This is a genomic window from Pseudoclavibacter sp. RFBB5 (assembly GCF_002931555.1).
Lineage (GTDB): Bacteria > Actinomycetota > Actinomycetes > Actinomycetales > Microbacteriaceae > Pseudoclavibacter.
In genome coordinates this window covers 154,503-177,919 of record NZ_PSTZ01000009.1, presented here as the reverse complement: position 1 = coordinate 177,919, position 23,417 = coordinate 154,503, and the positions used below count along the sequence as shown (strand labels likewise).

Genomic DNA, 23,417 nt, shown 5'->3' with positions numbered 1-23,417 from the left:
ACGGAGAATGGTCGCGGGGTGAATGCCCGGTGAATCCGCGTGAGGGCTGCCTAACGCGGGCGCGCTGCCCGCAGCGTGGCGAGGTGGTGCTCGCGAATCGACGCCTCGATCTCGGCGCCCGGCGCCCCGGACTCGACGAGATCGATCTGCTGCTCGTGCTCGGCGAGGGAGGCCCTGGCGTGCTCCGGCACGAACCCGAGCGTCGAATGACGCACCTGCGTGAGCCTGAGACGGGTCCGTTCGACGAGCTCGAGGAGGTGCGCGTTCGGGCACCGCCGGTAGAGCACGCGGTGGAAGCGCGCATTCAGGTCCATGAACGCAACCGCATCGAGGGCGTCGATCGCCTGCCGCATCGACTCGGTGATCTGGCGGGCCTCCGCGAGGTCGGCCGGGGTCATGTGCGGGGCGGCGCTCGCGGTCGCGTAGCCGCCGAGCACCACAAGCGATTCGAGGGTCTGCGAGAAGAGCTCGGGGTTGAGGCCGGACACCTGCGCCCCGACATTGCGTTCGAAGGTGACAGCGCCTTCGGCTTCGAGCATCCGGATCGCTTCGCGGACGGGCACGGTGCTCACCCCGATCTGATTCGCGATGGACCCCAGCACGAGGCGGTACCCCGGAGGGAACGTGCCATCGGAGATGCGCTCGTTGAGGTAGTCGTAAGCGAGGCGCGCCTTGCCGGGCGCGAGGGTCTCCAGGGTTCGTGCCACAGTCTTCACGTTCCACCTCTTGCTTCATTGCCGGGGGTAGGAGTGACCATATACGTCTCTGGCCCGGGGTGCGTCGTCCTGAGTCGGTGCCGAGGCGAGGCCCGCCTGAGTTGACGTGCCCGGGTATTTCTTGGCATCATCATCGAACTTCATTCGATTGCATAGATCGCCGCCTCGTCCAGACGGGCACGCAGCGCGGCAGTCGACCACAAGCCGCGCCGCCTCGGGGATGCCGTGTTCCCCCGGGGCGGCGCTTTTTTGTGCCCCGCAGAGCTTCGGGCCGTCGGCTTCCGGCAGTAGAGTTCATGCAATTGCATTGAAATGGATGGAGCTGCCATGACCGGCACGATCGAGTTCGGCCTCAACACCTTCGGCGACGCGACCAACGACCTCGAGGGGCATCCGCGCCCGCACGCCCAGGTCATTCGCGATGTCATCGAAGAAGGCGTCCTCGCCGAAGAGGTTGGCATCGACGCGTTCGCGGTCGGCGAGCACCACAGGGACGACTTCGCGATCTCGACCCCAGAGACCGTGCTCGCAGCCATCGCCGCACGCACCGAGCGCATTCGCCTCGGGAGTGCCGTGACCGTGCTCAGCTCCGACGATCCCGTCCGCGTCTTCCAGCGCTTCTCGACCGTGGACGCCATCTCCAACGGGCGCGCGGAGGTCATGCTCGGCCGCGGCTCCTTCACCGAGTCCTTCCCACTCTTCGGGCTCAACCTCCAGGACTACGAGGTGCTCTTCGAGGAGAAGCTCGACCTGTTCATGAAGATCGCGGCGGGCGGACCCGTCAGCTGGAGCGGCACCGTCCGCGGCGCGCTCAACGACGTGACCGTGCATCCGCAGCTCGAGGAGGGGCGCCTGCGCACGTGGGCCGCCGTCGGCGGAACACCGCAGTCCGTCGTTCGCGCCGCCCAGTACTCGATGCCGCTCATGCTTGCGATCATCGGCGGAGAATCGGCGCGCTTCGCGCCCTTCGCCAACCTCTACCGGAAAGCCAACGAGCAGTTCGGCCAGCCCAACGGGCCCATCGGTGCGCACTCGCCCGGCCACATCGCCGAGACCGACGAGCAGGCACGCGAGGAGCATTGGCTGAACTACCGGACCATGATGATGCGCATCGGCAAGGAGCGCGGCTGGTCGCCCATGCAATACGAGCAGTACGTGCAGGAGACGGGGGAGCGTGGCGCGCTCTATGTCGGCTCGCCCGAGACCGTCGCACGCAAGATCGCCGCGACCGTGCAGGTGCTCGGACTCCAGCGCTTCGACCTCAAGTACAGCGCGGGCACGCTCCCGCACGAGCACAGCATGAAGGCCATCGAGCTCTACGGAACGAAGGTCATCCCCATGGTGAGGGACCTTCTCGCCTGATTGTGCGGATGCACGGCCCAGGTGCTGCGGGCTGGGCGAATTGCTCGTGAAGCGCCCAGCCCGCACGAGTAGCGTTGGAGCCCGGAGAACGCTTGAGCCCGCCACACTCGAGCCCGCCAACAACCGAGGAGTTTGCACTATGACGTACCCCAACGAAGCGGAACTGCTTGCGAAGGTCCCCGGCCAGCTGTTCATCGGCGGCGAATGGATCGACGGTGCGGACGAGCCCTTCGCGGTCAACGACCCGTCGACCGGCACGGCGCTGAAGCACATCGCCAACGCGAACCCGGAGCAGGGCATCCAGGCGCTCGACGCGGCTGTCGCCGCTCAAGAGGACTTCGCGCGCATGGCCCCGCGTGAGCGCGGCGAGATCCTCCGCCGCGCCTTCGACATCCTGCAGGAGCGCCGCGACGAGATGGCGCTCATCATGACGCTCGAGATGGGCAAGCCCCTCGCCGAGGCGCAGGGCGAGGTCACCTACGGTGGCGAGTTCCTGCGCTGGTTCAGCGAGGAAGCCGTGCGCGTGCACGGCCGCTACGGCACGCAGCCGGAGGGCACGGGGCGCGTGATCGTCTCGAAGCACCCCGTCGGCCCCGCATTCCTCATCACGCCGTGGAACTTCCCGCTCGCGATGGCGACGCGCAAGATCGCGCCGGCGATCGCCGCTGGCTGCACCTCGGTCGTGAAGCCCGCATCTCTCACGCCCCTCACCACGCTCTACTTCGTGAAGATCCTCGAAGAGGCCGGCCTGCCCAAGGGTGTTGTGAACGTCATCACGACCCGCAGCACCGCGGCCGTCTCGTCGCCGATCATCGCCGACCCGCGCCTCCGCAAGATCTCGTTCACCGGGTCGACCGGGGTCGGCCAGGGCCTCATGAAGGAAGCCACGAAGAACGTGCTGCGCACGTCGATGGAGCTCGGCGGCAACGCGCCGTTCGTCGTCTTCGAGGACGCCGACCTGGACAAGGCCGTCGAAGGCGTCATCGCGGCGAAGTTCCGCAACATCGGGCAGGCCTGCACGGCCGCGAACCGCATCCTCGTGCACACGGACGTCGCCGATGAGTTCGCGCGCCGCGTCACCGAGAAGGTGTCCTCGTTCAAGATCGGGCGCGGCACCGAGGAGGGCGTCGTCATCGGCCCGCTCGTCGAGGACAAGGCCGTCGACAAGGTCGCGTCGCTCGTCGACTCGGCCGTGGCCGCGGGTGCCGAGCTGCTCCACGGCGGCAAGCGCGTCGAGGGCGACGGGTCGTTCTACGAGCCGACCGTGCTCAACCGCACGCCGTCCTCCAGCGAGATCTTCCGTGAGGAGATCTTCGGACCCGTCCTCTCGATCACGACGTTCGCCGACGAGGAAGAGGCCATCCGCCTCGCCAACGACACCGAGTACGGCCTCGTCTCCTACGTGTTCACGGAAGACCTGAAGCGCGGCCAGCGGCTCATCGACCGCATCGAGACGGGCATGATGGGCCTCAACATCGGTGTGCTGTCCAACGCGGCGGCCCCGTTCGGCGGCGTCAAGATGTCCGGCATCGGCCGCGAGGGCGGTTTCGAGGGCATCGAGGAGTACCTGTACACGAAGTACACGCTCACCCCGAACCCCTACGCGTAGGCTCTCGCGCCTCCCGCATCCACCGATCCCGCCGCCGGCCTCGCGCCGACGGCGGGATCGCTGTCTCGGCGCAGCGTCGGCCAGGGCAGGCTCAGCGTTGTGGGAGAACGCTCCTGCCACCCCGCAGAGCGACACCTCGCCACAACTCTGTCCGGTAACGCGGTTGGTCGGGGATTGACCGCCGCGGTTCTCCACAGCCCGTGAGCGCACTCGTCTCGGCGCCCGGATCCCTCATAGCCTCGAGCGGTGGATGCAGGTGACAGGAGCGGCGCGAGCAGAGCCAGCCGACGACGCGACGATGCTGGGCGCGCATCGGGACGCGAGCCGCGCATCCCCTTGCCGAGCGAGCTTCGGTACTTCGCGTTCAGCGTCGCGGACGCTCGCGCTGCGGGCGTCTCCCGCGGACGGCTGAGGAACCGGGCTGAGGGAAGGCCCTTCCACGGTGTGCGCGTTCCAGAGGTCCCGCACGATCCGAGAGAGATCGATCGCCTGCTCGGCCACCACGGTTCCCGCGATGAGTTCGAGGTGCTGGCCGAGCGGATGCGGGACCACGACCGCAGCTACCTGCCGATCATGTCCGCCGTTCAAGCGTTCGGCGGTGTCTCAGCGGCACGTCTCTACGGCCTCCCGCTGCCGCTCCGTCTGCTTCGGGACCCGACGGTGCATGTCATCGTGCCGAAGGGGCGAAATCCGCCGCGGGCGAGGGGCGTCTCGGCGCGATCCGTTCCGGCGAGGTTCTGGAGTGTCCAGGCATTGCGCGGCGCGCCTGCGAGCAGCCACGGGTCTGCTTCGGGATGGCGTCGAGTCGCCGTGGGAGACCGTGACACGTCTTGTGCTCGTGGAGTCCGGGTATCCCGAGCCTGCGGTGAACTTCCAGCTCATGTCGGGGGAGCGCAAGATCGCGCGCCTCGATCTCGACGATCTGCGCGCACGCATCGCGTACGAGTACGACGGGGACGGCCATCGGAAGGACAAGCGCCAGTGGCGTCTCGACATCACACGCAGTCGGGCGATCCAGGGTGAGCGCTGGAGTCACGTCCGACTCACGGTGGCCGATCTGGAGCCGGCCACCGGTTTGGAGACCTTCACGTCCTACGCGCATCGACTCCGGGCGGAGCGGCTTGGCGAATGCGCGGGCGGGCATCAGCGTTGTGGCAAAGCGTCGTCAGCGTTCGGCGGAGCTGCACATGCCCACAACTCTGCGGTCAGCGGGCCCGGGCGCAGCAGTGGGAGCGGGTACGGGTGCGGGCCTCACGGGGCGGGCTGGCAGCTGGGGCACCAGGCGGCGACGCGCTCTCTGCCCTGCAGGCCGCGGCGGATGCGCGTGCCGCAGCGCAGGCACGGCTTGCCGTACCTGCCGTAGACATACGTGCGCTTCCCTGGACGCAGATCGCCGGTCGTCGTCCGCTCAACTCGGTCTCGGTTCGCGACGATGAGCTTATGGCCGAGCTCGACGAGCCGGTCGAGGTCGCCCGCCCCGGAGACGGGGGTGTGCGGGTGCAGACCGCGCAGGAACAGCAGCTCGGTCACGTACACGTTCCCGAGGCCCGCGAGGTTTCGCTGCTCGAGGAGTGCGCCGGCCAGTTCCGCGTGTGGTTCGCGGCGCAGATTCGCCACGGCGAGGCCCGGATCCCAGTTGTCGCCGAGCAGGTCGGGGCCGAGGTGGCCAACCGCGTCCTCCTCGTCGTCTCGCGCGAGCATCTCGACAACCGGCAGCTCGAAGCCGACAGCGGTCCCGGCGGCGGTGCCGAGGACGACTCTCGCGAGGTAGTCCGGGCGGGGCCACTTCGCGCCGAGCTGCACAAGCTGCCAGCTGCCGTCCATACCGAGGTGGGTGTGCAGGGTGTGCTCGCCGATGCGCGTCAGCAGGTGCTTGCCTCGCGGCACGACCCCGTCGACGGTGAGGCCGCTGAGGTCGAGCGCCGCGTACTTCGGAACCCGCAGCTCGAAGCGGGTCAGCTCGCGCCCCGCGAGGGCGCGGTTCAGGCGGGTCGCCGCGCGGTAGACGGTGTCACCTTCGGGCATCACGCACCTCGATGCCGAGGTGCGCCGCGAGGTGGGGAGCGAGCGCCTCGAGCTGCGAGGGCGTCACCGTGACGCCGCGGAGCCCTTCGAGGCCCGTGATGGTTGAGAACTCGAGGCCGCGCAGGTCGACGTGCTCGAGGCGTGCGCCCGTGACGTCGAGGATGCCGGTGCGGCTCTCCGTGAACGCGACACGCTTCGCCGTGGCACCGCCCAGGTCGATCTCGTCGAACGCGCAGTCCGCGAACCGCACGTCGGTGAGGGTGGCCCCTCGCAGATTCACGTAGCCGAGACGATCGTCGCGGAACTCGACATTCTGGAAGTCGCTCTCGTGGAGGTCGGCCGAGCCGAGTCGCGAGGCCGTCCACGAGACGGAGCGGAACGACTGGCGCTGTCCCTCCACGACGGGCACCTCGACGCGCTCCAGCACGCACTCGCTCACCCGGCCCGAGTGGAGCAGGAGCCTGCGGGCGGTGAGCCCCTCGATGCGGCACTCGGAGAAGGTCACGCCGGCGGCGTCGATCTCCTCACCCTGCACGTCGACGAAGTGCTGCAGCTCGTGTACCCGCGCTGTCGCGAAGTCCACGGCACGCGCCTCGTCGAGTTCCGGCAGGAACGGTGCCTCGATTCTCGCCTCGGTGCCGCCGGTCCTGTTGCCTCGTCGTCCGCGTGCTGCTGCCAATTCGTTTCCTCTCATCGTTGGTGTGTTCAGTTCCCGCGCATCCGCAGGCCGCGGGTGGTGAGCGAGAACCCGCCTTCCTGCAGCATGCTCGCGAGGGGCGTCTCGAGCACGAAGGTGCCGTCGACGCGTTCGATCACGAGGTTCGGGATGCGCGCCCGCCGGATCGTCTCGGCGAGCGACCTCGCCGCCGCCCGAAGCACCTCGTCGGAGTCGGTGAAGGTGAGGAGCGTCTTGCCACCGCGCTCGACGTACAGTGCGAGCTCACCGTCGACCATCGTGACGAGCCCACCGGCCTTCCTGCCTGGCCGGTGCTTGGTCTGCGACTCCTCGGCGTCGGGCCACGCGAGGGCGGCGCCGTATGGGTTCGCTGGATCGGTGGCGGCGAGCGTCAGCGTCTCGAACCGCTTCTCCGCGTCGAGCTCGTGCGTGAAACCGCGCAGGCGGTCGACGGCGCCAACGGTCGAGAACTGGGCGGCGCCGAGCTTCTCGATGAAGTAGCCTCGCCGGGCCTTGCCAGACTCCTCGAAGCGCGCCAGGACGCGGTACACGAGCGCAAAACCGCCGAGGATCTCCTCCGCCATGACGCTGCCCCGGGTCACGATGCCGTAGCGGTCGAGCAGCAGGTCCCCGATGGCGAGGCCGCGCTCGGTCGCATCGCTGACTCCGTTCAGCCCGAGCGTCCAGCGTCCGCTCGTGTGGGGCTGCGATGGGGCGGGGCGCTGCGATGCGAAGGCGGATGCGGTGGGGCTGCCGGCGGAGTCGCTGGGTGCCATGGCGACACGGCCGCGGTAGAGCCTGCCGCGGGCGGCGCGGCTCGGGGCGCGGTGCGCCGAGGTGCTCGCCGCCCCCGGCCCGCCAGAGAGCAGCGCGCGCAGGGGTGCAAGCGTGTCGTTGGTCACGCGCCCCTGCCAGACGAGCGCCCAGAGCGCGTCGGAGAGCTCGCGGTCGCTGACTGACTCGGGTTCGAGCATCAGGCGCACGTGCCTCGACAGCTGGGGGAAGAAACCGGGGCCGGAGCCGGCGAGCGCGTCGAGGAGGTGCCTGCCGCGCGCATCCGGCTCGCCCTCTGGCTGGTCGGGAAGCGTGAGGTGCGCAGTGTCGGCGAGGTGCAGGCTGATCCAGCCGTCACTCGAGCCGATCGCGCCGTGCCCGCGCCACAGGACCTCGCCCGCGGTCGTGAGCTCGTCGAGCATGCTCGGGTGGTAGTCGCGAACCCTGGCGGGCAGGATGAGCGTCTCGAGCGCCGATGCGGGGACGGGCACGCCCGCGAGCTGGTCGATGACGGTGATGAGGCCGTCGATGCCGCGCAGATCGCCGCCGACGTGCTGCCAGGCGGGAAGGAACCTGGCGAACGCGGAGTGGTCGACCGGCTCGATCTCGCTGCGGAGCGCGGCGAGGGAGCGGGCGCGGAGTCGCTTGAGCACGGTCTCGTCGACCCACTCGGAGCCCTCGCGGTCTGGGCGGAACTCGCCCTCGACGACGCGGCGCGCCAGCTCGAGACGGGTGAGGGCCTCGCGCACGACGGCTTGCCCGGTGCCGTAGCGCTCCGCGACCTCGGCGACGGAGAATGGCCCGTGCGAGCGCGCGTAGCGGGAGACGAGGTCGCCGACCGGGTCGTCGACCGGGTCGATGAAGGCGACGGGAACGCCGATCGGCAGCGCTACCCCGAGCGCGTCGCGGAGCCTGCTGGCGTCCTCGATCGCGGCGATGCGCTCGACGCCGGCGATGCGCACGCGCAGGGCGCGCTTGGCGCTGACGAGCTCAGCCGCGTACTGCTCCGCGACCTCGATGCTCGCGCCGGGGCGCGCCTCGGCGGCCGCCTCGCGCTCCGCCCTGTCTCCGTCTCGCTCGTGCCCGCCGTCCGGCTCCTCGACATCGTCGGTGCCTTGGGCATCGTCGCCGAGCAGACGCTCGGCGATCTCCTCGACACTGATCGGTCCGAGCACGCGCAGCAGGTCGGCGACGCCTTCAGCATCGCGGGCCCGCCTGTCCGGTGCCGTGCGCTGCAGCTCTGCCTCGAGTCTGGCGATGACGTTCGCGTCGAGGAGCTCGCGCAGCTCGACGCGGCCGAGCAGGTCGGCGAGGAGGCTCGTGTCGAGGGCCAGCGCGGCCGCGCGGCGCTCCGCGAGCGGGCTGTCGCCCTCGTACATGAACGCGCCGACGTAGCCGAACAGCAGCGTTCGCGCGAACGGAGAGGCCTGCTCGGTCGTGACGTCGACGAGGCGTACCTCGCGCCCGGCGATGCGCTTGGCGAGGTCGACGAGCGCATCGAGATCGTAGACGTCGTGCAGGACCTCTCGCACGGCTTCGAGGATGATCGGGAACGTCGGGTACTGCTTGGCGACGTCGAGCAGCTGCGCCGCCTTCTGTCGCTGCTGCCACAGCGGGGAGCGCTTGCCGGGGTTGAGGCGCGGAAGCAGCAGCGCTCGGGCCGCGGCCTCGCGGAAGCGCGAGGCGAAGAGCGCGGAGCCGCCCACCTCGCGTGCCACGATCTGCTCGATCTCGTCGGCTTCGAGTGCGAACAGCTCGGCCCCGGGCGGTTCGGCGTCGCCTTCGGGGATGCGAACGATGATGCCGTCATCGCTCGCGACGACTCCGCCGTCGAGTCCGTACTGGTCGCGGATGCGCGCGGCGACGATGAGCCCCCAGGGCGAGTGCACGGGGGAGCCGTACGGAGAGTGCAGGATGATGCGCCAGTCGCCGAGCTCGTCCCGAGTGCGTTCGACGATGAGCGTGTGGTCGCTCGGCACCTGCCCCGTCGCGTCCTGCTGCTCGCGGACGTAGGCGACGGCGTTCTGCACGGCGTTGTCGTCCATGAGCGTGGAGAGCGCCTCCGGCACGCGCCCCTTGGCGGCGATCTCGCGGGTGATGGCGCCGATGGCCTGACCGAGCTCGGAGGGGCGTCCGAGGGCGTCCCCGGTCCAGAACGGCAGGCGCCCCGGCTGGCCGTAGGCGGGGGTCACGAGGACACGGTCGAACGTGATCTCGGCGATGCGCCAGCTCGTCGCGCCGAGGGCGAAGATGTCGCCGACGCGTGATTCGTAGACCATCTCCTCGTCGAGCTCGCCGACGCGCCTCGGCCCGCGCTGCGCGTCGGCGTCCTCGGATCCCGCGAGGAAGACGCCGAAGAGTCCTCGATCCGGGATGGTGCCGCCGGAGGTGACCGCCAGCCGGGCGGCACCGGGTCGGCCGGTGAGGCGCCCGAGGTCGCGGTCCCACACGAGGCGGGGCCGCAGCTCGGAGAACTGGTCGGACGGGTACTTGCCGGAGAGGAGGTCGAGCGTCGCCTCGAACAGGGGGCGGGACAGCGACGCGAACGGGGCCGAACGGCGGACGAGGTCGAACCACTCCTCGACGTCGAGGTCCTCGATGGCGGCGGCCGCGATGGTCTGCTGGGCGAGCACGTCGAGCGGGTTGGCGAGCACCCGCATCCGCTCGATCTGCCCCGTCACCATGCGGGAGGCGAGCACGGAGGAGTGCAGCACGTCAGCTCGGTGCTTGGGGAAGATCGTGCCCTCCGAGGTCTCTCCGACCTGGTGCCCGGCGCGGCCGACCCGTTGGAGGCCGCTCGCGACCGACGGCGGCGACTCGACCTGCACGACGAGGTCGACGTCGCCCATGTCGATGCCGAGCTCAAGGCTCGAGGTCGCGACGACGCAGCGCAGCGTGCCGCTCTTGAGCGCGTTCTCGACCTCGGCGCGAGACTCCTTCGAGACGGAGCCGTGGTGGGCGCGCGCAAACGACAGCGGGGCGCCGGCGGACTGGCCTGCCTGTCCCATCGACACGGCGGGCGGGCGCTTCGGGTCGGGTTTCGGCTTCGCGCTGTGATCGCCGGAGGACCAGCGCACGCCGGGCGCCGCGGCACCGTACGGATCGCTCTCGTGGGCGGCCTCGATCGACGGGGCGTCGACCGCCGCGCGCTCCTCCGCGATCTCGTTGAGCCGCGCCGTGAGACGCTCGGCGAGTCGCCGAGAGTTGACGAACACGATCGTGGAGCGGTGCGACTCGACGAGGTCGGCGATGGACTCTTCGATGTGCGGCCACACCGAGCCGCTCTCTTCTGCGTCGACCTTCGGATCCCGCAGGGTCCCCGCGGCGGCGCCCGCTTCGAAGTCAGCGAACGGGTCGGCGTCGTCGACGGCACCGGACGCGTCGGCCGCGGTCGGGGTGGCGGCCCCCGCCCGCGTCATGCCGATGTCGCTCAGGTCTTCGACCGGGACGCGCACCTCCAGCTTGAAGGTCTTCGTGCTCGGGGGCGCCACCACCTTGACGGGAGCGTTGCCTGCGAGGAAACGCGACATCTCGTCGAGCGGGCGGACGGTCGCCGAGAGTCCGATTCGCTGCGCCGGCTTGTCGAGGAGGGCATCGAGCCGCTCGAGCGTCAGCGCCATGTGGGCACCGCGCTTGCTCGAGGCGACGGCGTGCACCTCGTCGATGATGATTGTGGTCACGCCGGTGAGCGTCTTCCGCGCCTGAGAGGTGAGCATGAGGTAGAGCGACTCTGGCGTCGTGATGAGGATGTCAGGAGGGTTGCGCAGCTGCTGCCTGCGCTCGGCGGGGCTCGTGTCGCCGGAGCGCACGCCGACGCGGATGTCGGGAGCGACGGCCCCGAGCCGCCTCGCCGTCTGTGTGATGCCGACGAGCGGCGAGTGCAGGTTGCGTTCGACGTCGACGCCGAGGGCCTTGAGGGGCGACAGGTACACGACTCGGGTGCGACGCTCGGCGTTCGGCTCCGAGCTCTGCGCCCCGCGCTCGGCGGCCAGCTGGTCGATCGCCCAGAGGAACGCGCTGAGCGTCTTGCCCGAACCGGTCGGCGCCACGACAAGCGTGTGATGCCCGTCGGCGATCTCGCGCCAGGATGCGTCCTGCACGGCAGTGGGGCCGACGAAGGCGCCTTGGAACCACTCCCGCGTGGCGGGTGAGAACGCATCCAGCGCGGTCGATTTCGGCATGGGGACTACAGAACCACACACCACCGACATCAGCCTCCAGGAGGACGGGATCAACCCCACGGAGGACGATCATTCAGCCGTGATGGGCGAAGCTGGACGCACCACATTCTGAAGGAGTGATCTCACATGAAGCGTCTTGTCCGTCCCCGCCGGGGCCGCATGATCGCCGGTGTCTGCGCGGGTATCGCGCAGCGTTTCGGCTGGTCGCCGTTCGTCGTCCGCCTGCTCACCGTCCTGTCGGTCCTCATCCCGGGCCCGCAGGTCATCATCTACCTGGCGCTCTGGCTGCTCATCCCGAACGACTAGCGAGAACGGCCTGAGACGAGAGCTACTCGAGCACCCGCTCGAGGAACGCCGCCATGAGCGGCAGCTCCGTCTCGGACACGGCGTGACCGAGGCCCGCCTCGACGTACTTCTGGACGTCGGCGTGGGCCTCGAGCCATGCCGCCGTGTGCTCGACGGCGAGAGCGGGGATGACGGTGTCGGCGTCGCCGCGCCCCCAGAAGACGGGCGGACGCGTCTGGGCGAGCTCGGCATCCCCCGGCAGCGTGCCGACGGCGACGAGCCCGGAGATGAGGAGTGCGCCCGCGAACGAGCCCGGTCGCTGACGGAGCGCCTGCATGGCGACGATGCTGCCCTGCGAGTAGCCGAGCAGGGCGATCGGCACGCCTGAGGTGAAGACGCCGAGCCCGTCGAGCAGCTCGAGCAGCGCTGATGCCGCGTCGTTCGCACCGCGCTCGAGGCTCAGCTGCGCGTCGGTATCCACGGCGACTTCCCCGGTCATCGGGTCGGCGAAACGCAACGGGAACCATTCGCGCCCGCCCTCCGGTTGGATGTGCGGGGCAGGCACCGAGACGTAGCGGTAGCCCTGCGGCAGCTGGCCGGTGAGGCTCAGGATGTCGGTGCCGTCCGCGCCGTATCCGTGCAGGCCCACGACCAGAGGAACCCTGCTCGTGGCCGCCGTCTCGGCGTCGCCGCCGCGCCAGAGGAGTGTCGTGGGGTCGATACCTGTGGATGCAGTGCTCACCCGGGAAACATACATGGTCCACAATGGGGTCATGACGGTGCGCACTCCTGATCCTGAGTCCGGCTGGATGAACGACGACGAGCTCGCGCTCGTCAGGCGTCGCGTGCCGATGCTGTATGTCGAGGCCATCCCGGTGCGTGTCGACGCCGCGGGGAAGGTCGAGCATCTCGGTGTGCTGCTGCGCGCGGACAACGAGGGCGTCATGACGCGCTCGTTCGTGTCGGGGCGGGTGCAGTACGGCGAGTCGATCCGGGATGCGCTGCTGCGGCACCTGGAGAAGGACCTCGGCACGATGGCGTTCCCTGCGCTGCCGCAGGCGCTCGCGCCGTTCACGGTCGCCGAGTTCTCTCCGATGCCCGGCTCCGGTCTGTTCGATTCGCGGCAGCACGCGGTCGCGCTCGAGTTCATCGTGCCCGTCGCGGGGGAGTGCAACCCGCGCCAGGATGCGCTCGAGATCACGTGGCTGACGCCGCAGCAGGCACTCGACCCCGATCTTCTCGAGGAGCTAGAGGGCGGACGCGGCCAGGTGCTGCGGACTGCTATCGGTCACCTCGGCCTCTGGCCCTAGCCTCAACCCCTGCCGGGCGTCGTTCCCATGGCCATCCGCTACTGGCTCGTCGTGCAGCCCTTCGATCGTGCCCTCGCGATGGTCGAGGGCGGCTTCGTGCAGGCTCCGTGGGGTGCGCTCGAGGGGGTCGAGCAGATGGGGGTCTCCGACGGCGTCGTCATCTACTGCCCGCGGGAGGTCAACCCTGACGGCGAGCCCATGCGCAGCGTGGTGCAGGCCGGGTACGTGCTCGACGAGGAGCCGTACCGTGCCGGCGGTCGGGGCTCGTCGCCGTGGCGCCGAGAGGTGCAGTGGATGCGCGAGGCGCGCCCCGCGCCCATCCGCCCGCTTCGGGAACTCCTCGACCTGACGCGCAACGACAAGTACTGGGGTGAGCGACTGCGTGCTGGCTGGCTGGAGCTGTCTCGCCGCGATTTCGAGATCTTTGAGGATGCCGTCAGGCGCCCGTCTCCTGAGCCGAGTGCGTTGGGGATGGGCCTCATCCGAGAGACGGGACTCGCGCAGTCCGCGGAGCGGCTCGGGCGTGGCGAGCCGGATTCGGGCGAGGATCCGTACTCGATCAGGTTCTGATCGAGCAATTTCAGCCCATGTGACACATTATTGAGTGTGCGTGATGAGCACCGCTGAGGTGTGCTTACGCTTCCGACCAGAGTGAGCTCGATGAACGGGGTGCCCATGATCGACGCGTTGGACTTCAGGCCGGCGGCGCAGCAGTCGAATCTGCGTGCCACGATCGAGGACTCGGTTGCCGCGGCCATCGTGTCCGGTGGGCTGGCGGCTGGAACCCTCGTCTCCGTGCCTGCGCTCGCGGCCCGGTTCGAGGTGTCGGCCACCCCCGTGCGAGAGGCGATGCTGAACCTCGAGAAGCTCGGCTTCGTCGAACCCGTCCGCAACAAGGGCTTCCGCGTCACGCACGTCTCGGTGGAGGACCTGCGGCAGATCGTCGAGGTCAGGCAGATGCTCGAGGTGCCTGTCGTCCGGGAGCTCGCCGCCGATTTCCCTGTCGCGCCTCGGACTGAGCTGCGCGACCTCGCGACGCGGATCGACGTCGCCTCGGCTGCGGGTGACCTGCCCCTGTATCTCGCCGTCGACATCGAGTTCCACGAGCGGCTGCTCAGTCTGTCCGGCAACGATCGGCTCGTGTCGATCGTCACGGCGCTGCGGCGGCAGACGAGGCTCACGGGCCTCACGGAGATGCTCGGGTCCGAGGAGCTCGCCGCTTCGGCGCGCGAGCATGCGGACCTCCTCGTGCTGCTCGAGGCTGGCAAGGCGGATGAGGCTGCTGAGCTCATGCACCGCCACATCGGCCACGTCGTCGGCTGGTGGGCAGGCCTACCTGAAGAGGCTTAGCAAGCCCTGCACCTAGCGAAACACTTTGTAACAACTGTGTTTCAAGGGTGTTGAAGGGTCTACTGCGGGCGTCCGCCGAACAGTAATGTGTGACATCCCATCACCGGAGATGGTCCGGCGATTCTGACGTCTGTTCGGAAGGAACTCACCATGACTGCACGTCGTTCCACCAGCCCTCGGGGTGCTGGCCTCTGGAAGCGGGTGCTCCTCCCAGGAGCCCTCCTCGCAACTGCCGCACTGGCTCTGACCGGATGCTCCGGAGGTGTCGCCGGAGGCGGTGACACCGCCTCCGAGGATGGACCGATCAAGCTCGGACTCGCGGCCCCCTTCTCGGGATCGGAATCCGCCTTCGGCCCGTACATGGAGAACGGCGCGAAGATGGCGATCGATGAGCTCAACGAAGCCGGCGGCGTCCTCGGCCGCCAGCTCGAGCTCGTCACCGCCGATGACGCCTGCGACGCGACCAGCGCGACCGCCGCGGCGAACAAGCTCGTCACCGACGGCGTCGTCGCCTCCGTGGGCGGCTACTGCTCGGGCGCGACGCTCCCGACGCTCCCGATCTTCAACACGGCGGAGATCCCCATGGTGATCCCGGCCGCCAACTCGAACCAGCTCGTCGCGGCCGGCCTCGACAACGTGTTCCTCATCAACGGCACCGGCACGCAGCAGGCCCAGGCCATGCTCAAGTACGCCGAGAAGCAGGGTGTCAAGACGCTCGCGCTCGTCGATGACAACACCGACTACTCGACGGACCTCGCGAAGTCCGCCTCCGAGCAGGCCAAGGAGCTCGGCATCGAGGTCGTCCTCGAGGAGTCCGTCAATGCGGGCGAATCCGACTACGCGGCCAACGTCAACAAGGTCGTCTCGGCGAACCCGGACATGATGTACTGGACCGGCTACTACCAGGAGGGTGGCCTGATCACGCAGCAGCTGCGTGCCGCTGGCTACACCGGCAAGATCATGGTCGCCGACGGCTCGGTCGACGCGAAGTTCGCTGAGATCGCGGGCAGCTCGTCCGAGGGTGTGCTCGGCACGTTCACGCAGACCCCCGACATGCTCGAGGGTGCAACCGAGTGGATCGACGCCTACACGGAGAAGTTCGGCGCGGCTCCCGGCCCGTACTCGACGCAGAGCTACGACGCCGTCCGCGTCGTCGCCCAGGCGATCGAGGATGCAGGAAGCACTGAGGGACCCGCGGTCATCGAGGCGCTCAACGCGCTCGACGGCTTCGACATCTTCTCCGGCCCCCTCACCTTCACGGAAGAGGGAACGCTGACCGAGGGCGGATTCGCCATCGTCACCGTCGGACCCGACGGCACCTTCATCCTCGAGGATGACCTGAAGAGCTAGTCAGCCACGGCGGGCGGGGAGGGAACTCCCCGCCCGCTTCTGCAGTCAGGAACCACTGTGATTCAACTCATCATCGACGGGCTCTTCGTCGGATCCTTCTACGCGCTCGTCGCGCTCGGGTACAGCATGGTGTACGGCATCATCAAGCTGCTCAACTTCGCGCACGGCGACGTCTACATGGTCGGCGCGTTCGCCGGCCTCACGATCTTCTCGGCCTTCTCCGGCCTCGCCGGGGGCGGCATCCTCTCGATCCTGCTCGTCATGCTGCTCGCGATGATCTTCACCGGCATCCTCGGCGTGACGATCGAGCGGGTGGCCTACCGCCCGCTGCGCTCGAGCCCCAGACTCGCCGTGCTCATCACCGCGGTCGGCATGTCGTTCATCCTCGAGTACGGCGTGCGCCAGATCTTCGGGCCGGACCCCAAGGTGTACCCGACGCGTCTCGAGGGCGAGACGCTCGACCTGCTCGGCGGCCGCATCACGATGCCGCAGATCGTCATGATGCTCGTCGCGGCCGCCCTCATGTTCGGCCTCAACACCTACATCATGCGCTCCCGCGACGGGCGGGCCATGCGCGCCATCGCGCTCGACCCCACGGCAGCCCAGCTCATGGGCGTCAACGTCAACAAGGTCATCTCGCGCACGTTCTTCATCGGCTCCGCGCTCGCGGGCGCCGCCGGGGTCATGGCTGGCGCCTACTACGGCACCATCGACTTCCTCGCCGGCTTCGTCATCGGGTTGAAGGCGTTCACGGCCGCCGTCATCGGCGGTATCGGAAACCTCTACGGCGCCATGCTCGGGGGCCTCGTGCTCGGCCTGCTCGAAGCGTTCGGCACCCACTGGCTCGGCGGGGAGTGGCGTGACGTGTTCTCGTTCGCGTGCCTGATCCTCTTCCTGTCCTTCAGACCGACCGGCATTCTCGGTGCCCGCGTCGTGGAACGGATGTGACCCCATGACCGACATCAGACTCCAGGCGCCTGCGCCCACCGTCGAGCGGCCGACACCGCGCACCGGCATCCGGAACCCGAAGACCTTCATGAACCTCGTGGGGCTCGTGCTGTTCCTCTTCGCGTTCCTGCTGCCGTTCATCAACGCGACGCCGTACGTCATCTCCATCGGCACCTCGGCGATGATCTACATCATGCTCGCGATGGGCCTCAATATCGTCGTCGGCTACGCGGGCCTCCTCGACCTCGGCTACTACGCCTTCTTCGCGGTGGGCGCGTACACGGCTGGCGTGCTCAACACGCTGCTGGACATGCCGCTCATCGCGACGATCCCGTTCGTCATCGTGGCGTGCATCCTCGCCGGGCTCATCATCGGCGGGCCGACGCTGCGCCTGCGCAGCGACTACCTCGCGATCGTCACGCTCGGCTTCGGCGAGATCATCCGACTCACGGCCAACAACCTCGAGGTCACGGGCGGCCCATCCGGCATCTCCGGCATCGACACGTTCGAGTTCTTCGGCTGGTCGTTCGCCGACGGCCTCACGATCGGCGGTATCGAGTTCAACGGCAAGATCCTCCTGTACTTCCTCTGCGTCATCATCGCGGGAGGTGCCGCGATCATCGCAGCCTCCCGTCTGGGCAAGGGGAAGATGGGGCGCGCCTGGCGCGCGATCAAGGACGACGAGGACGCAGCCGAGGCGATGGGCGTCAACACGTACACGACGAAGCTCGGCGCGTACGTGCTCGGCGCGGTGTTCGGCGGGCTCGCCGGCGTGCTCATGGCAGCGCACCAGACGGCCATCAGCCCGACGTCGTTCGTGTTCCTGAACTCGGCCCTGCTGCTCATGGCGGTCGTGCTCGGCGGCATGGGGTCCATCCCCGGCGTCATCGTGGGTGCGCTGCTCGTCTCGCTGCTGCCCGAGATCCTCCGCGACTTCTCCGACTGGCGCTTCCTCGTCTTCGGCGTGCTGCTGGTGGTCATGATGATCTTCCGGCCGCAGGGCATCTGGCCGGCGACGGCGATCCTGCCGTTCCTCAAGTCGCGCGCCAAGGGCGAGCCGCCGTCTCCCAAGGACGGGTTCTCGGCCCATGAGGCGCCGGACGCCAACATCGACCTCTCGAAGGAGCAGGCATGAGCCAGGGTTCGGGCACGGGTGAGGTCTACGGGACCGCGCCGATCGATGTGCCGAAGACGGAGTCGGTGACCGCGGTCGCCGAGGAGTTCAGGCGGGCGCACTCCGGGGAGCCGCTGCTGTCCGTCCGCGACCTGCGCCTGCAGTTCGGCGGGGTGAAGGCCGTCGACGGCACGTCGTTCGACGCGTACGCGGGCGAGATCATCTCGGTGATCGGCCCGAACGGCGCTGGCAAGACAAGCGCGTTCAACTGCATCACGGGGTTCTACCGGCCGACGTCGGGCACGATCACGTTCGACGGCGTCGACATCATGCGCAAGCAGCCGTCGACGATCACGCGCCTCGGGCTGAGCCGCACGTTCCAGAACGTGCGCATGTTCCGCGACATGTCCGTCATCGACAACGTGAAGACGGCGATGCATGCGCGCATCCGACAGAACGTGTTCCAGACGATGCTGCACACGATCGGCTACAGGAAGATCGAGGCGCAGGCGCTCGAGGATGCGCGTGGCTGGCTCGACTTCGTCGGCTACTCGCTGGACGACGACCTGCTCGCGTCGCAGCTGCCCTATGGCGAGCAGCGGCGTGTGGAGATCGCCCGCGCGCTGGCCACGCAGCCCAAGCTGCTGCTGCTCGACGAGCCCGCGGCCGGCCTCAATCACAACGAGAAGCAGGAGCTGATCTCGCTCATCCGCAAGATCAGGGACCTGGGGGTCGGCATCGTGCTCATCGAGCACGACATGGGGCTCGTGATGGAGATCTCGGAGCGCGTGATCGTGCTCAACTTCGGCCGTGAAATCGCGGATGGCCTGCCGGAGGACGTAAAGAACGACCCGAGGGTCATCGAGGCGTACCTGGGGGTCGAGGATCCGGAGGACGAGGTCGCGGAGGAGGTCGGCGAGGAGCAGCTCGACGCTCCTGAACGGCCACGCACGCTCCGCGACCGGATCGACGAAGAGAACATCGCGGAGCAGGGCTCTGCGGAGGAGGAACGGTCATGAGCGCTGAACTCGAGGTGAAGGACGTCGACCTCTTCTACGGGCGCGTGCAGGCGCTGCGGGGGCTGTCGATCGAGGTGAACGAGGGCGAGGTCGTCTCGCTGCTCGGCAACAACGGTGCGGGCAAGACGAGCACGCTCACGATGCTCTCTGGTCTGGCCAGGGCGAAGAGCGGCACGATCACCTGGCGCGGCAAGGACATCTCGAGCGCCAAGCCGTGGGACCTCGTGCGCGACGGGCTCATCCACGTGCCTGAGGGGCGCCGCATCTTCTCGACCATGTCGGTGCACGAGAACCTGCTGCTCGGCGGGTACCAGGTCAAGGACCCGAAGGTCGTGGCCGATCGTGTCGAGGAGTGCTACGAGCTCATGCCGCGCCTGCTCGAGCGGCGCACGCAGCAGGGCGGAACCCTGTCGGGTGGTGAGCAGCAGATGGTCGCCATTGCGCGCGCGTACGTCGGTGGACCGAAGCTCATGCTGCTCGACGAGCCGTCGATGGGACTGGCGCCGCTTGTCGTGAAGCAGGTGATGGAGCTGATCGGGCGCATCAACGAGCGTGGTGCCACGGTGCTGCTTGTCGAGCAGAACGCGCGTGCGGCGTTGAAGGTCGCGCACCGTGCGTACGTCATCGAGCACGGGCACGTGACGCTCTCCGGCCTCGCGTCCGACCTCGCGAAGGACAAGGCGGTCATCGAGGCCTACCTGGGCTGACCGCCATCTGGCCCGTCCCGCGCGAGGGGCGGGCCAGGCTTGCGAGGGCAACTGGTGTGTGACATATTACTGACAGGAGGTGCGGGATGAGCAGCTACGACGTCGTCGTGATCGGTGGCGGCATCATCGGCGCGGCGTGCGCGGCTGAGCTCGCCGGCCGAGGTCGCCGGGTGGCGCTCGTCGAGCGCGGGCGAGTCGCGAGCGGCACCAGTGCGCACTGCGAGGGCAATCTGCTCGTCTCGGACAAGGGCCCCGGGGCGGAGCTGGAGCTCTCCAAGCTCGCGAATGCGGCCTGGTCCAGGCTTGCGAACACCTTCCGCGACGAGCTCGGCGACGACTTCCCCGACATCGAGTTCGAGGCCAAGGGCGGCCTCGTCGTCGCGACGACCGACGGGGGAGCGTCCGCGCTCCTCGATTTCGCGACCATGCAGCGCGAGGCGGACATCGCTGCCGAGCCGGTCACGCTCGCAGAGGCGCGTCGACTCGAGCCGTGGCTCACCGATCGGATGACCGCAGCCGTCTGGTATCCGGGGGACAGCCAGGTGCAGCCGACCATCGCGACCGAGGCGCTCGTGGCCCTCGCGCGCCTGCGTGGGGCGAGCATCCTGGAGCACCACGAGGTGACGGGAGCCCTCCGCGACGGCGGCAGGCTCGTGGGCGTGCGGACGACCGCGGGGGATGTGCGCGGCAACGACGTCGTCGTCGCGGCGGGTCCCTGGTCGGGTGACGTGTCGGCCGTTCTCGGCATGCCGTTGCCGGTGCGCCCGCGTCGAGGGGTTGTGCTGGTCACTGCGAAGATGCCGCAGCGGGTGTTCCACAAGGTGTACGACGCCGACTACGTCGGTGCCGTCGGTTCCGGTGACGTCGCCCTCATGACCTCGAGCGTCGTCGAGTCGACGCCAGGTGGCACGGTGCTCATCGGCTCGAGTCGCGAGCAGGTCGGCTTCGACGACGCGTTCCGCGCCAACGTGCTGAGCGAGCTCGCGAGGAAGGCCATGTCGATCTTCCCGTTCCTCGCCGAGACGGCGATCATCCGCAGCTACTCGGGGTTCCGCCCGTACATGCCCGACCATCTGCCGCTCATCGGCGCCGATCCACGCCTCCCGGGCCTGTGGCACGCGACGGGCCACGAGGGGGCCGGCATCGGCCTCTCGTTGCCGACGGCCACGCTCATCGGCGACCTCATGGATGGGAAGCCGACGCACATCGACGCCGCCCACTTCGCTCCGTCTCGACAGGCCCTCGCCGCCGAGTTGGAGGCCGTCGCATGAGCGAACGTCCAGTCCGGCGCGATGGGGTCGAGAGGCCCGTCCGCATCACGGTCGACGGCGAGCCCGTCGAGGGCATCGCGGGGCAGAGCATCGCGGGTGTCCTCCTCGGCTCCGGCCGCGTCGCCTGGCGCGAGACGGCGGTCGCGGGCAGGCCCCGCGGACTGTTCTGCGGCATCGGCGTGTGCTTTGACTGCCTCGTCACCGTCGACGGTGTTCCGGATGTGCGCGCCTGTCAGCGAGGCGCGTGCGACGGGGACGAGGTGAGCTCCCAATGACCTCGACGCAGCGAGAACGGCGCCACGTCGCCGTCGTCGGCGGGGGACCGGCCGGTCTCGCGGCCGCAGTGGCCGCGGCGGAGCACGGCGCACGCGTGACGCTCGTCGAGTCGAGTCGTGAGCTCGGTGGCCAGTACTGGCGCCACCTGCCGGACGAGCGCGACGGCCACGGTCAGGCAGCGATGCACCACGGCTGGTCGACGTACCAGGACCTCGAGCGTCGAGTCCGCTCGAACCCCGACATCGCCGTGCTCGCCGAGACGAGCGTGTGGGCTGTGGATGCGCCGACTGCGGCCGGTCGGGGCCCCGACCTCGGCATCCCGACGCTGCAGCTCCTCACCGGCCCCGCCGACGCGGCGACGCGCGTACCGTCGACGCTCAGGCCGGACGCCATCGTCATCGCGACCGGGGCGCACGACCGCACGCTCCCCTTCCCGGGTTGGGATCTGCCCGGCGTCTTCACTGGCGGGGCTGCCCAGGCCTTCGCGAAGAGCGAGCGCATCGCGGTCGGCGGCAACGTCGTCGTCGCGGGTGCCGGCCCGTTCCTCCTGCCCGTCGCTGCGTCGCTCGCGCAGGTGGGTTCGCGCGTCATCGAGGTCGTCGAAGCCAACCGCATCCCGCGTCTCGCCTCCGGCTGGCTGCCCAAGCCGTGGCAGCTGGCCGGTGCGCCGGGCAAGGTGAGCGAGCTCTTCGGCTACGTGGCAGGTCAGCTGCGTCACCGCATCCCGTACCGCGTCGGCGAGGCCGTCGTGGAGGCGCACGGCGATGGCCGAGTCGAGCGCGTGACGATCGCCAGAATCGACGCCCAGTGGCGGCCGATCCCCGGCAGTGAGCGGCAGGTGGCCTGCGACTCCGTGTGCGTCACGCACGGGTTCACGCCCCGCCTCGAGGTCGCCATCGCGGCCGGATGCGCGCTGAGCGACGACAGATTCGTGGTCATCGACGAGTCCTGCGCGACGAGCGCGGCAGGCGTCTACGCGGCCGGGGAGGTGACCGGCATCGGGGGCGTCGACCTCTCGCTTGCCGAGGGACGCGTCGCGGGGCACTGCGCCGCCGGCGGCGCCGCTCGAGCCCCGCAGGTCAGCGACGCGCAGCGCAAGCGCGCCGTCTTCGGCGCGTTCGCCGCCCGCATCGACGCCGCCCACGGGGTGCGGCCAGGCTGGCAGGACTGGCTTCGTGACGACACGATCGTGTGCCGCTGCGAGGAAGTCACCGCAGGCCAGCTCCGCGGCAAGGCGGCCGCCACCGGCTCACGCAGCCTGCGCTCCCAGAAGCTCGCCACCCGCGCGGGCCTCGGCATCTGCCAGGCGCGCATCTGCGGCCGCAGCGCCGAGGAGCTGCTGCAGGCGGCGACCGGTTCGACCGGCGAACTCGACGAGGGCATCGTCGACCGCCGCCCCATCCAGACCCCCATCCGGCTCGCAGAGCTGGCAGGCATCTCAGAAGAGCAGCACCCCCTGACAGGAAGGCAAGACCCATGACCGAAACAGCTTCCACGCACCTCGACCTCGGCGGCGTCGTCGTCGCGACGGCCCTCCCCTACAAGGAGGACGCCTCGGCGCCCGCCGGTCTCGCCGTCGACTACGACGCCTACGCCGAGCACTGCAACTGGCTCATCGAGAACGGCTGCCGGGGTGTTGGGCCCAACGGCTCGCTCGGCGAGTACTCATCCCTCACCGACGAGGAGCGCCGCAAGGTCGTGCAGGTGGCTGTCGAGACCGTCGGCGACCGCGGCATCGTCGTCGCGGGCGTGCACGGGCCCGGGTGGCACCAGGCGCAGCACTGGACTCAGCTCGCGAAGGAAGACGGAGCCCACGGTGTGCTCTGCCTCCCGCCGACGATGTACCGCTCGGCGGACGCCGACGTCGTCGAGCACTTCGCTAAGGTCGCCGAGGTCGGGCTCCCCGTCATGATCTACAACAACCCGCTCGACACGAAGGTCGACATCACGCCGCGTCTCGTCGCCGAGATCGCGAAGATCGACGGCATCGTCGCCGTCAAGGAGTTCTCTGGCGACGTGCGACGCGCCTTCGAGATCCAGGAGGCCTGCGAGGCCGCCGGCTCGAGCATCGACGTCATCGCCGGCAGCGACGACGTGCTCTTCGAGCTCATGATCGACGGCGCGACGGGCTGGTTCGCGGGCTACCCCAACGTGTTCCCCGCGGAGGCGGTCGCGATCTACGACCACATGGCCGCTGGCCGCTACGTCGAGGCGCGAGAGATCTACAAGAGCCTCATCGCGGCATTCCGCTGGGACTCGCGCCCGGAGTTCGTGCAGGCCATCAAGCTCGGGATGGACATGGTCGGCCGCAACGGCGGGCCCTGCCGTCCGCCGCGCGCCGCGCTCACGCCCGCGATGGAGGTGCAGGTGCGCGCCGACACGCAGCGCGCCCTCGACGCGCTCGTCGCCCTCCAGTAGGGTCGCACCTTCCATTCCACAGCCTG

The 23,417-nt window shown here is 69.2% G+C and carries 21 protein-coding genes; 15 read left to right on the top strand and 6 right to left on the bottom strand.

Translation table 11 applies throughout. The features are described from left to right. Positions 1–50 precede the first annotated feature (50 nt). Positions 51–707 carry a GntR family transcriptional regulator gene (locus C5B97_RS14740; protein WP_258068291.1) on the bottom strand — a complete coding sequence of 219 codons (657 nt, stop codon included), beginning with the start codon at positions 705–707 and terminating at the stop codon, positions 51–53. A 336-nt stretch (positions 708–1,043) separates the two neighbouring features. On the opposite strand from C5B97_RS14740, the gene C5B97_RS14735 reads away from it, so the two are divergent. Both C5B97_RS14735 and C5B97_RS14730 read left to right on the top strand, forming a co-directional pair. After that, positions 1,044–2,078, top strand: a complete 1,035-nt coding sequence (locus C5B97_RS14735) for an LLM class flavin-dependent oxidoreductase (RefSeq protein WP_104312765.1) — start codon at positions 1,044–1,046, stop codon at positions 2,076–2,078. Between the two features lie 139 nt (positions 2,079–2,217). Then, on the top strand, positions 2,218–3,687 hold the full coding sequence (locus C5B97_RS14730) for an NAD-dependent succinate-semialdehyde dehydrogenase (protein WP_104312764.1): 1,470 nt from the start codon (positions 2,218–2,220) through the stop codon (positions 3,685–3,687). Positions 3,688–3,918: 231 nt separating this feature from the next. Here the strand turns inward: C5B97_RS14730 and C5B97_RS14725 are convergent, their stop codons facing one another. From C5B97_RS14725 to C5B97_RS14710, 4 genes are all read right to left on the bottom strand, one after another. Further along, the gene (locus C5B97_RS14725) at positions 3,919–4,239 is read right to left on the bottom strand and encodes a hypothetical protein (RefSeq protein ID WP_104312763.1); all 321 of its coding nucleotides are present in this window, start codon (positions 4,237–4,239) and stop codon (positions 3,919–3,921) included. A gap of 699 nt (positions 4,240–4,938) precedes the next feature. Further along, on the bottom strand, positions 4,939–5,712 hold the full coding sequence (locus C5B97_RS14720; RefSeq protein ID WP_104312762.1) for a DNA-formamidopyrimidine glycosylase family protein: 774 nt from the start codon (positions 5,710–5,712) through the stop codon (positions 4,939–4,941). After that, positions 5,699–6,391 carry a pentapeptide repeat-containing protein gene (locus tag C5B97_RS14715; protein WP_181027030.1) on the bottom strand — a complete coding sequence of 231 codons (693 nt, stop codon included), beginning with the start codon at positions 6,389–6,391 and terminating at the stop codon, positions 5,699–5,701. The genes C5B97_RS14720 and C5B97_RS14715 overlap by 14 nt, the downstream gene beginning before the upstream one ends. Before the next feature lie 26 nt (positions 6,392–6,417). Further along, entirely contained in the window at positions 6,418–11,343 is a 4,926-nt protein-coding gene (locus C5B97_RS14710; RefSeq protein ID WP_104312760.1) for a DEAD/DEAH box helicase, read from the bottom strand. A 126-nt stretch (positions 11,344–11,469) separates the two neighbouring features. Between C5B97_RS14710 and C5B97_RS14705 the strand changes: the two genes are divergently transcribed. After that, positions 11,470–11,649, top strand: coding sequence for a PspC domain-containing protein (locus C5B97_RS14705; RefSeq protein WP_104254080.1), 180 nt, complete (start codon positions 11,470–11,472; stop codon positions 11,647–11,649). Positions 11,650–11,671: 22 nt separating this feature from the next. Here the strand turns inward: C5B97_RS14705 and C5B97_RS14700 are convergent, their stop codons facing one another. Beyond that, positions 11,672–12,370, bottom strand: coding sequence for an alpha/beta hydrolase (locus C5B97_RS14700; RefSeq protein WP_181027029.1), 699 nt, complete (start codon positions 12,368–12,370; stop codon positions 11,672–11,674). A 31-nt stretch (positions 12,371–12,401) separates the two neighbouring features. On the opposite strand from C5B97_RS14700, the gene C5B97_RS14695 reads away from it, so the two are divergent. The 12 genes from C5B97_RS14695 (at position 12,402) to C5B97_RS14640 (ending at position 23,391) form a co-directional block, all read left to right on the top strand. Continuing rightward, the gene (locus C5B97_RS14695; protein ID WP_104312758.1) at positions 12,402–12,938 is read left to right on the top strand and encodes a DUF4916 domain-containing protein; all 537 of its coding nucleotides are present in this window, start codon (positions 12,402–12,404) and stop codon (positions 12,936–12,938) included. Between the two features lie 27 nt (positions 12,939–12,965). Next, positions 12,966–13,508 (top strand): EVE domain-containing protein, encoded by a 543-nt coding sequence (locus tag C5B97_RS14690; protein WP_104312757.1) that lies wholly within the window; start codon positions 12,966–12,968, stop codon positions 13,506–13,508. Between the two features lie 90 nt (positions 13,509–13,598). Beyond that, a complete protein-coding gene (locus C5B97_RS14685) occupies positions 13,599–14,288 on the top strand; it encodes a GntR family transcriptional regulator (protein WP_258068289.1) in 690 nt (229 codons plus the stop codon). 150 nt (positions 14,289–14,438) lie between these two features. Continuing rightward, entirely contained in the window at positions 14,439–15,638 is a 1,200-nt protein-coding gene (locus C5B97_RS14680) for a branched-chain amino acid ABC transporter substrate-binding protein (protein WP_104312755.1), read from the top strand. Between the two features lie 57 nt (positions 15,639–15,695). Next, a complete protein-coding gene (locus tag C5B97_RS14675) occupies positions 15,696–16,586 on the top strand; it encodes a branched-chain amino acid ABC transporter permease (protein ID WP_068479389.1) in 891 nt (296 codons plus the stop codon). 4 nt (positions 16,587–16,590) lie between these two features. Continuing rightward, positions 16,591–17,721 carry a branched-chain amino acid ABC transporter permease gene (locus tag C5B97_RS14670; protein WP_104312754.1) on the top strand — a complete coding sequence of 377 codons (1,131 nt, stop codon included), beginning with the start codon at positions 16,591–16,593 and terminating at the stop codon, positions 17,719–17,721. Then, positions 17,718–18,719 carry an ABC transporter ATP-binding protein gene (locus C5B97_RS14665; RefSeq protein WP_104312753.1) on the top strand — a complete coding sequence of 334 codons (1,002 nt, stop codon included), beginning with the start codon at positions 17,718–17,720 and terminating at the stop codon, positions 18,717–18,719. The genes C5B97_RS14670 and C5B97_RS14665 overlap by 4 nt, the downstream gene beginning before the upstream one ends. Beyond that, positions 18,716–19,426, top strand: a complete 711-nt coding sequence (locus C5B97_RS14660) for an ABC transporter ATP-binding protein (RefSeq protein ID WP_104312752.1) — start codon at positions 18,716–18,718, stop codon at positions 19,424–19,426. Before C5B97_RS14665 ends, C5B97_RS14660 begins: the two co-directional genes overlap by 4 nt. Before the next feature lie 86 nt (positions 19,427–19,512). After that, positions 19,513–20,697: an FAD-binding oxidoreductase gene (locus C5B97_RS14655; protein ID WP_104312751.1), complete on the top strand. Its 1,185-nt coding sequence runs from the start codon at positions 19,513–19,515 to the stop codon at positions 20,695–20,697. Then, positions 20,694–20,972: a (2Fe-2S)-binding protein gene (locus tag C5B97_RS14650; protein WP_104312750.1), complete on the top strand. Its 279-nt coding sequence runs from the start codon at positions 20,694–20,696 to the stop codon at positions 20,970–20,972. The genes C5B97_RS14655 and C5B97_RS14650 overlap by 4 nt, the downstream gene beginning before the upstream one ends. Then, positions 20,969–22,453 carry an NAD(P)/FAD-dependent oxidoreductase gene (locus tag C5B97_RS18330; RefSeq protein WP_104312749.1) on the top strand — a complete coding sequence of 495 codons (1,485 nt, stop codon included), beginning with the start codon at positions 20,969–20,971 and terminating at the stop codon, positions 22,451–22,453. Before C5B97_RS14650 ends, C5B97_RS18330 begins: the two co-directional genes overlap by 4 nt. Then, positions 22,450–23,391, top strand: coding sequence for a dihydrodipicolinate synthase family protein (locus C5B97_RS14640; protein ID WP_104312748.1), 942 nt, complete (start codon positions 22,450–22,452; stop codon positions 23,389–23,391). The genes C5B97_RS18330 and C5B97_RS14640 overlap by 4 nt, the downstream gene beginning before the upstream one ends. The last annotated feature ends 26 nt before the right edge of the window (positions 23,392–23,417 follow it).

What these genes read in the sequence shown, in the direction of transcription:
- C5B97_RS14735 (WP_104312765.1), top strand. Translation starts at nt 1,044, where the DNA reads ATGACCGGCACGATCGAGTTCGGCCTCAACACCTTCGGCGACGCGACC.
- C5B97_RS14730 (WP_104312764.1), top strand. Translation starts at nt 2,218, where the DNA reads ATGACGTACCCCAACGAAGCGGAACTGCTTGCGAAGGTCCCCGGCCAG.
- C5B97_RS14720 (WP_104312762.1), bottom strand. Translation starts at nt 5,712, where the DNA reads ATGCCCGAAGGTGACACCGTCTACCGCGCGGCGACCCGCCTGAACCGC.
- C5B97_RS14710 (WP_104312760.1), bottom strand. Translation starts at nt 11,343, where the DNA reads ATGCCGAAATCGACCGCGCTGGATGCGTTCTCACCCGCCACGCGGGAG.
- C5B97_RS14705 (WP_104254080.1), top strand. Translation starts at nt 11,470, where the DNA reads ATGAAGCGTCTTGTCCGTCCCCGCCGGGGCCGCATGATCGCCGGTGTC.
- C5B97_RS14695 (WP_104312758.1), top strand. Translation starts at nt 12,402, where the DNA reads ATGACGGTGCGCACTCCTGATCCTGAGTCCGGCTGGATGAACGACGAC.
- C5B97_RS14690 (WP_104312757.1), top strand. Translation starts at nt 12,966, where the DNA reads ATGGCCATCCGCTACTGGCTCGTCGTGCAGCCCTTCGATCGTGCCCTC.
- C5B97_RS14685 (WP_258068289.1), top strand. Translation starts at nt 13,599, where the DNA reads ATGAACGGGGTGCCCATGATCGACGCGTTGGACTTCAGGCCGGCGGCG.
- C5B97_RS14680 (WP_104312755.1), top strand. Translation starts at nt 14,439, where the DNA reads ATGACTGCACGTCGTTCCACCAGCCCTCGGGGTGCTGGCCTCTGGAAG.
- C5B97_RS14670 (WP_104312754.1), top strand. Translation starts at nt 16,591, where the DNA reads ATGACCGACATCAGACTCCAGGCGCCTGCGCCCACCGTCGAGCGGCCG.
- C5B97_RS14665 (WP_104312753.1), top strand. Translation starts at nt 17,718, where the DNA reads ATGAGCCAGGGTTCGGGCACGGGTGAGGTCTACGGGACCGCGCCGATC.
- C5B97_RS14660 (WP_104312752.1), top strand. Translation starts at nt 18,716, where the DNA reads ATGAGCGCTGAACTCGAGGTGAAGGACGTCGACCTCTTCTACGGGCGC.
- C5B97_RS14655 (WP_104312751.1), top strand. Translation starts at nt 19,513, where the DNA reads ATGAGCAGCTACGACGTCGTCGTGATCGGTGGCGGCATCATCGGCGCG.
- C5B97_RS14650 (WP_104312750.1), top strand. Translation starts at nt 20,694, where the DNA reads ATGAGCGAACGTCCAGTCCGGCGCGATGGGGTCGAGAGGCCCGTCCGC.
- C5B97_RS18330 (WP_104312749.1), top strand. Translation starts at nt 20,969, where the DNA reads ATGACCTCGACGCAGCGAGAACGGCGCCACGTCGCCGTCGTCGGCGGG.
- C5B97_RS14640 (WP_104312748.1), top strand. Translation starts at nt 22,450, where the DNA reads ATGACCGAAACAGCTTCCACGCACCTCGACCTCGGCGGCGTCGTCGTC.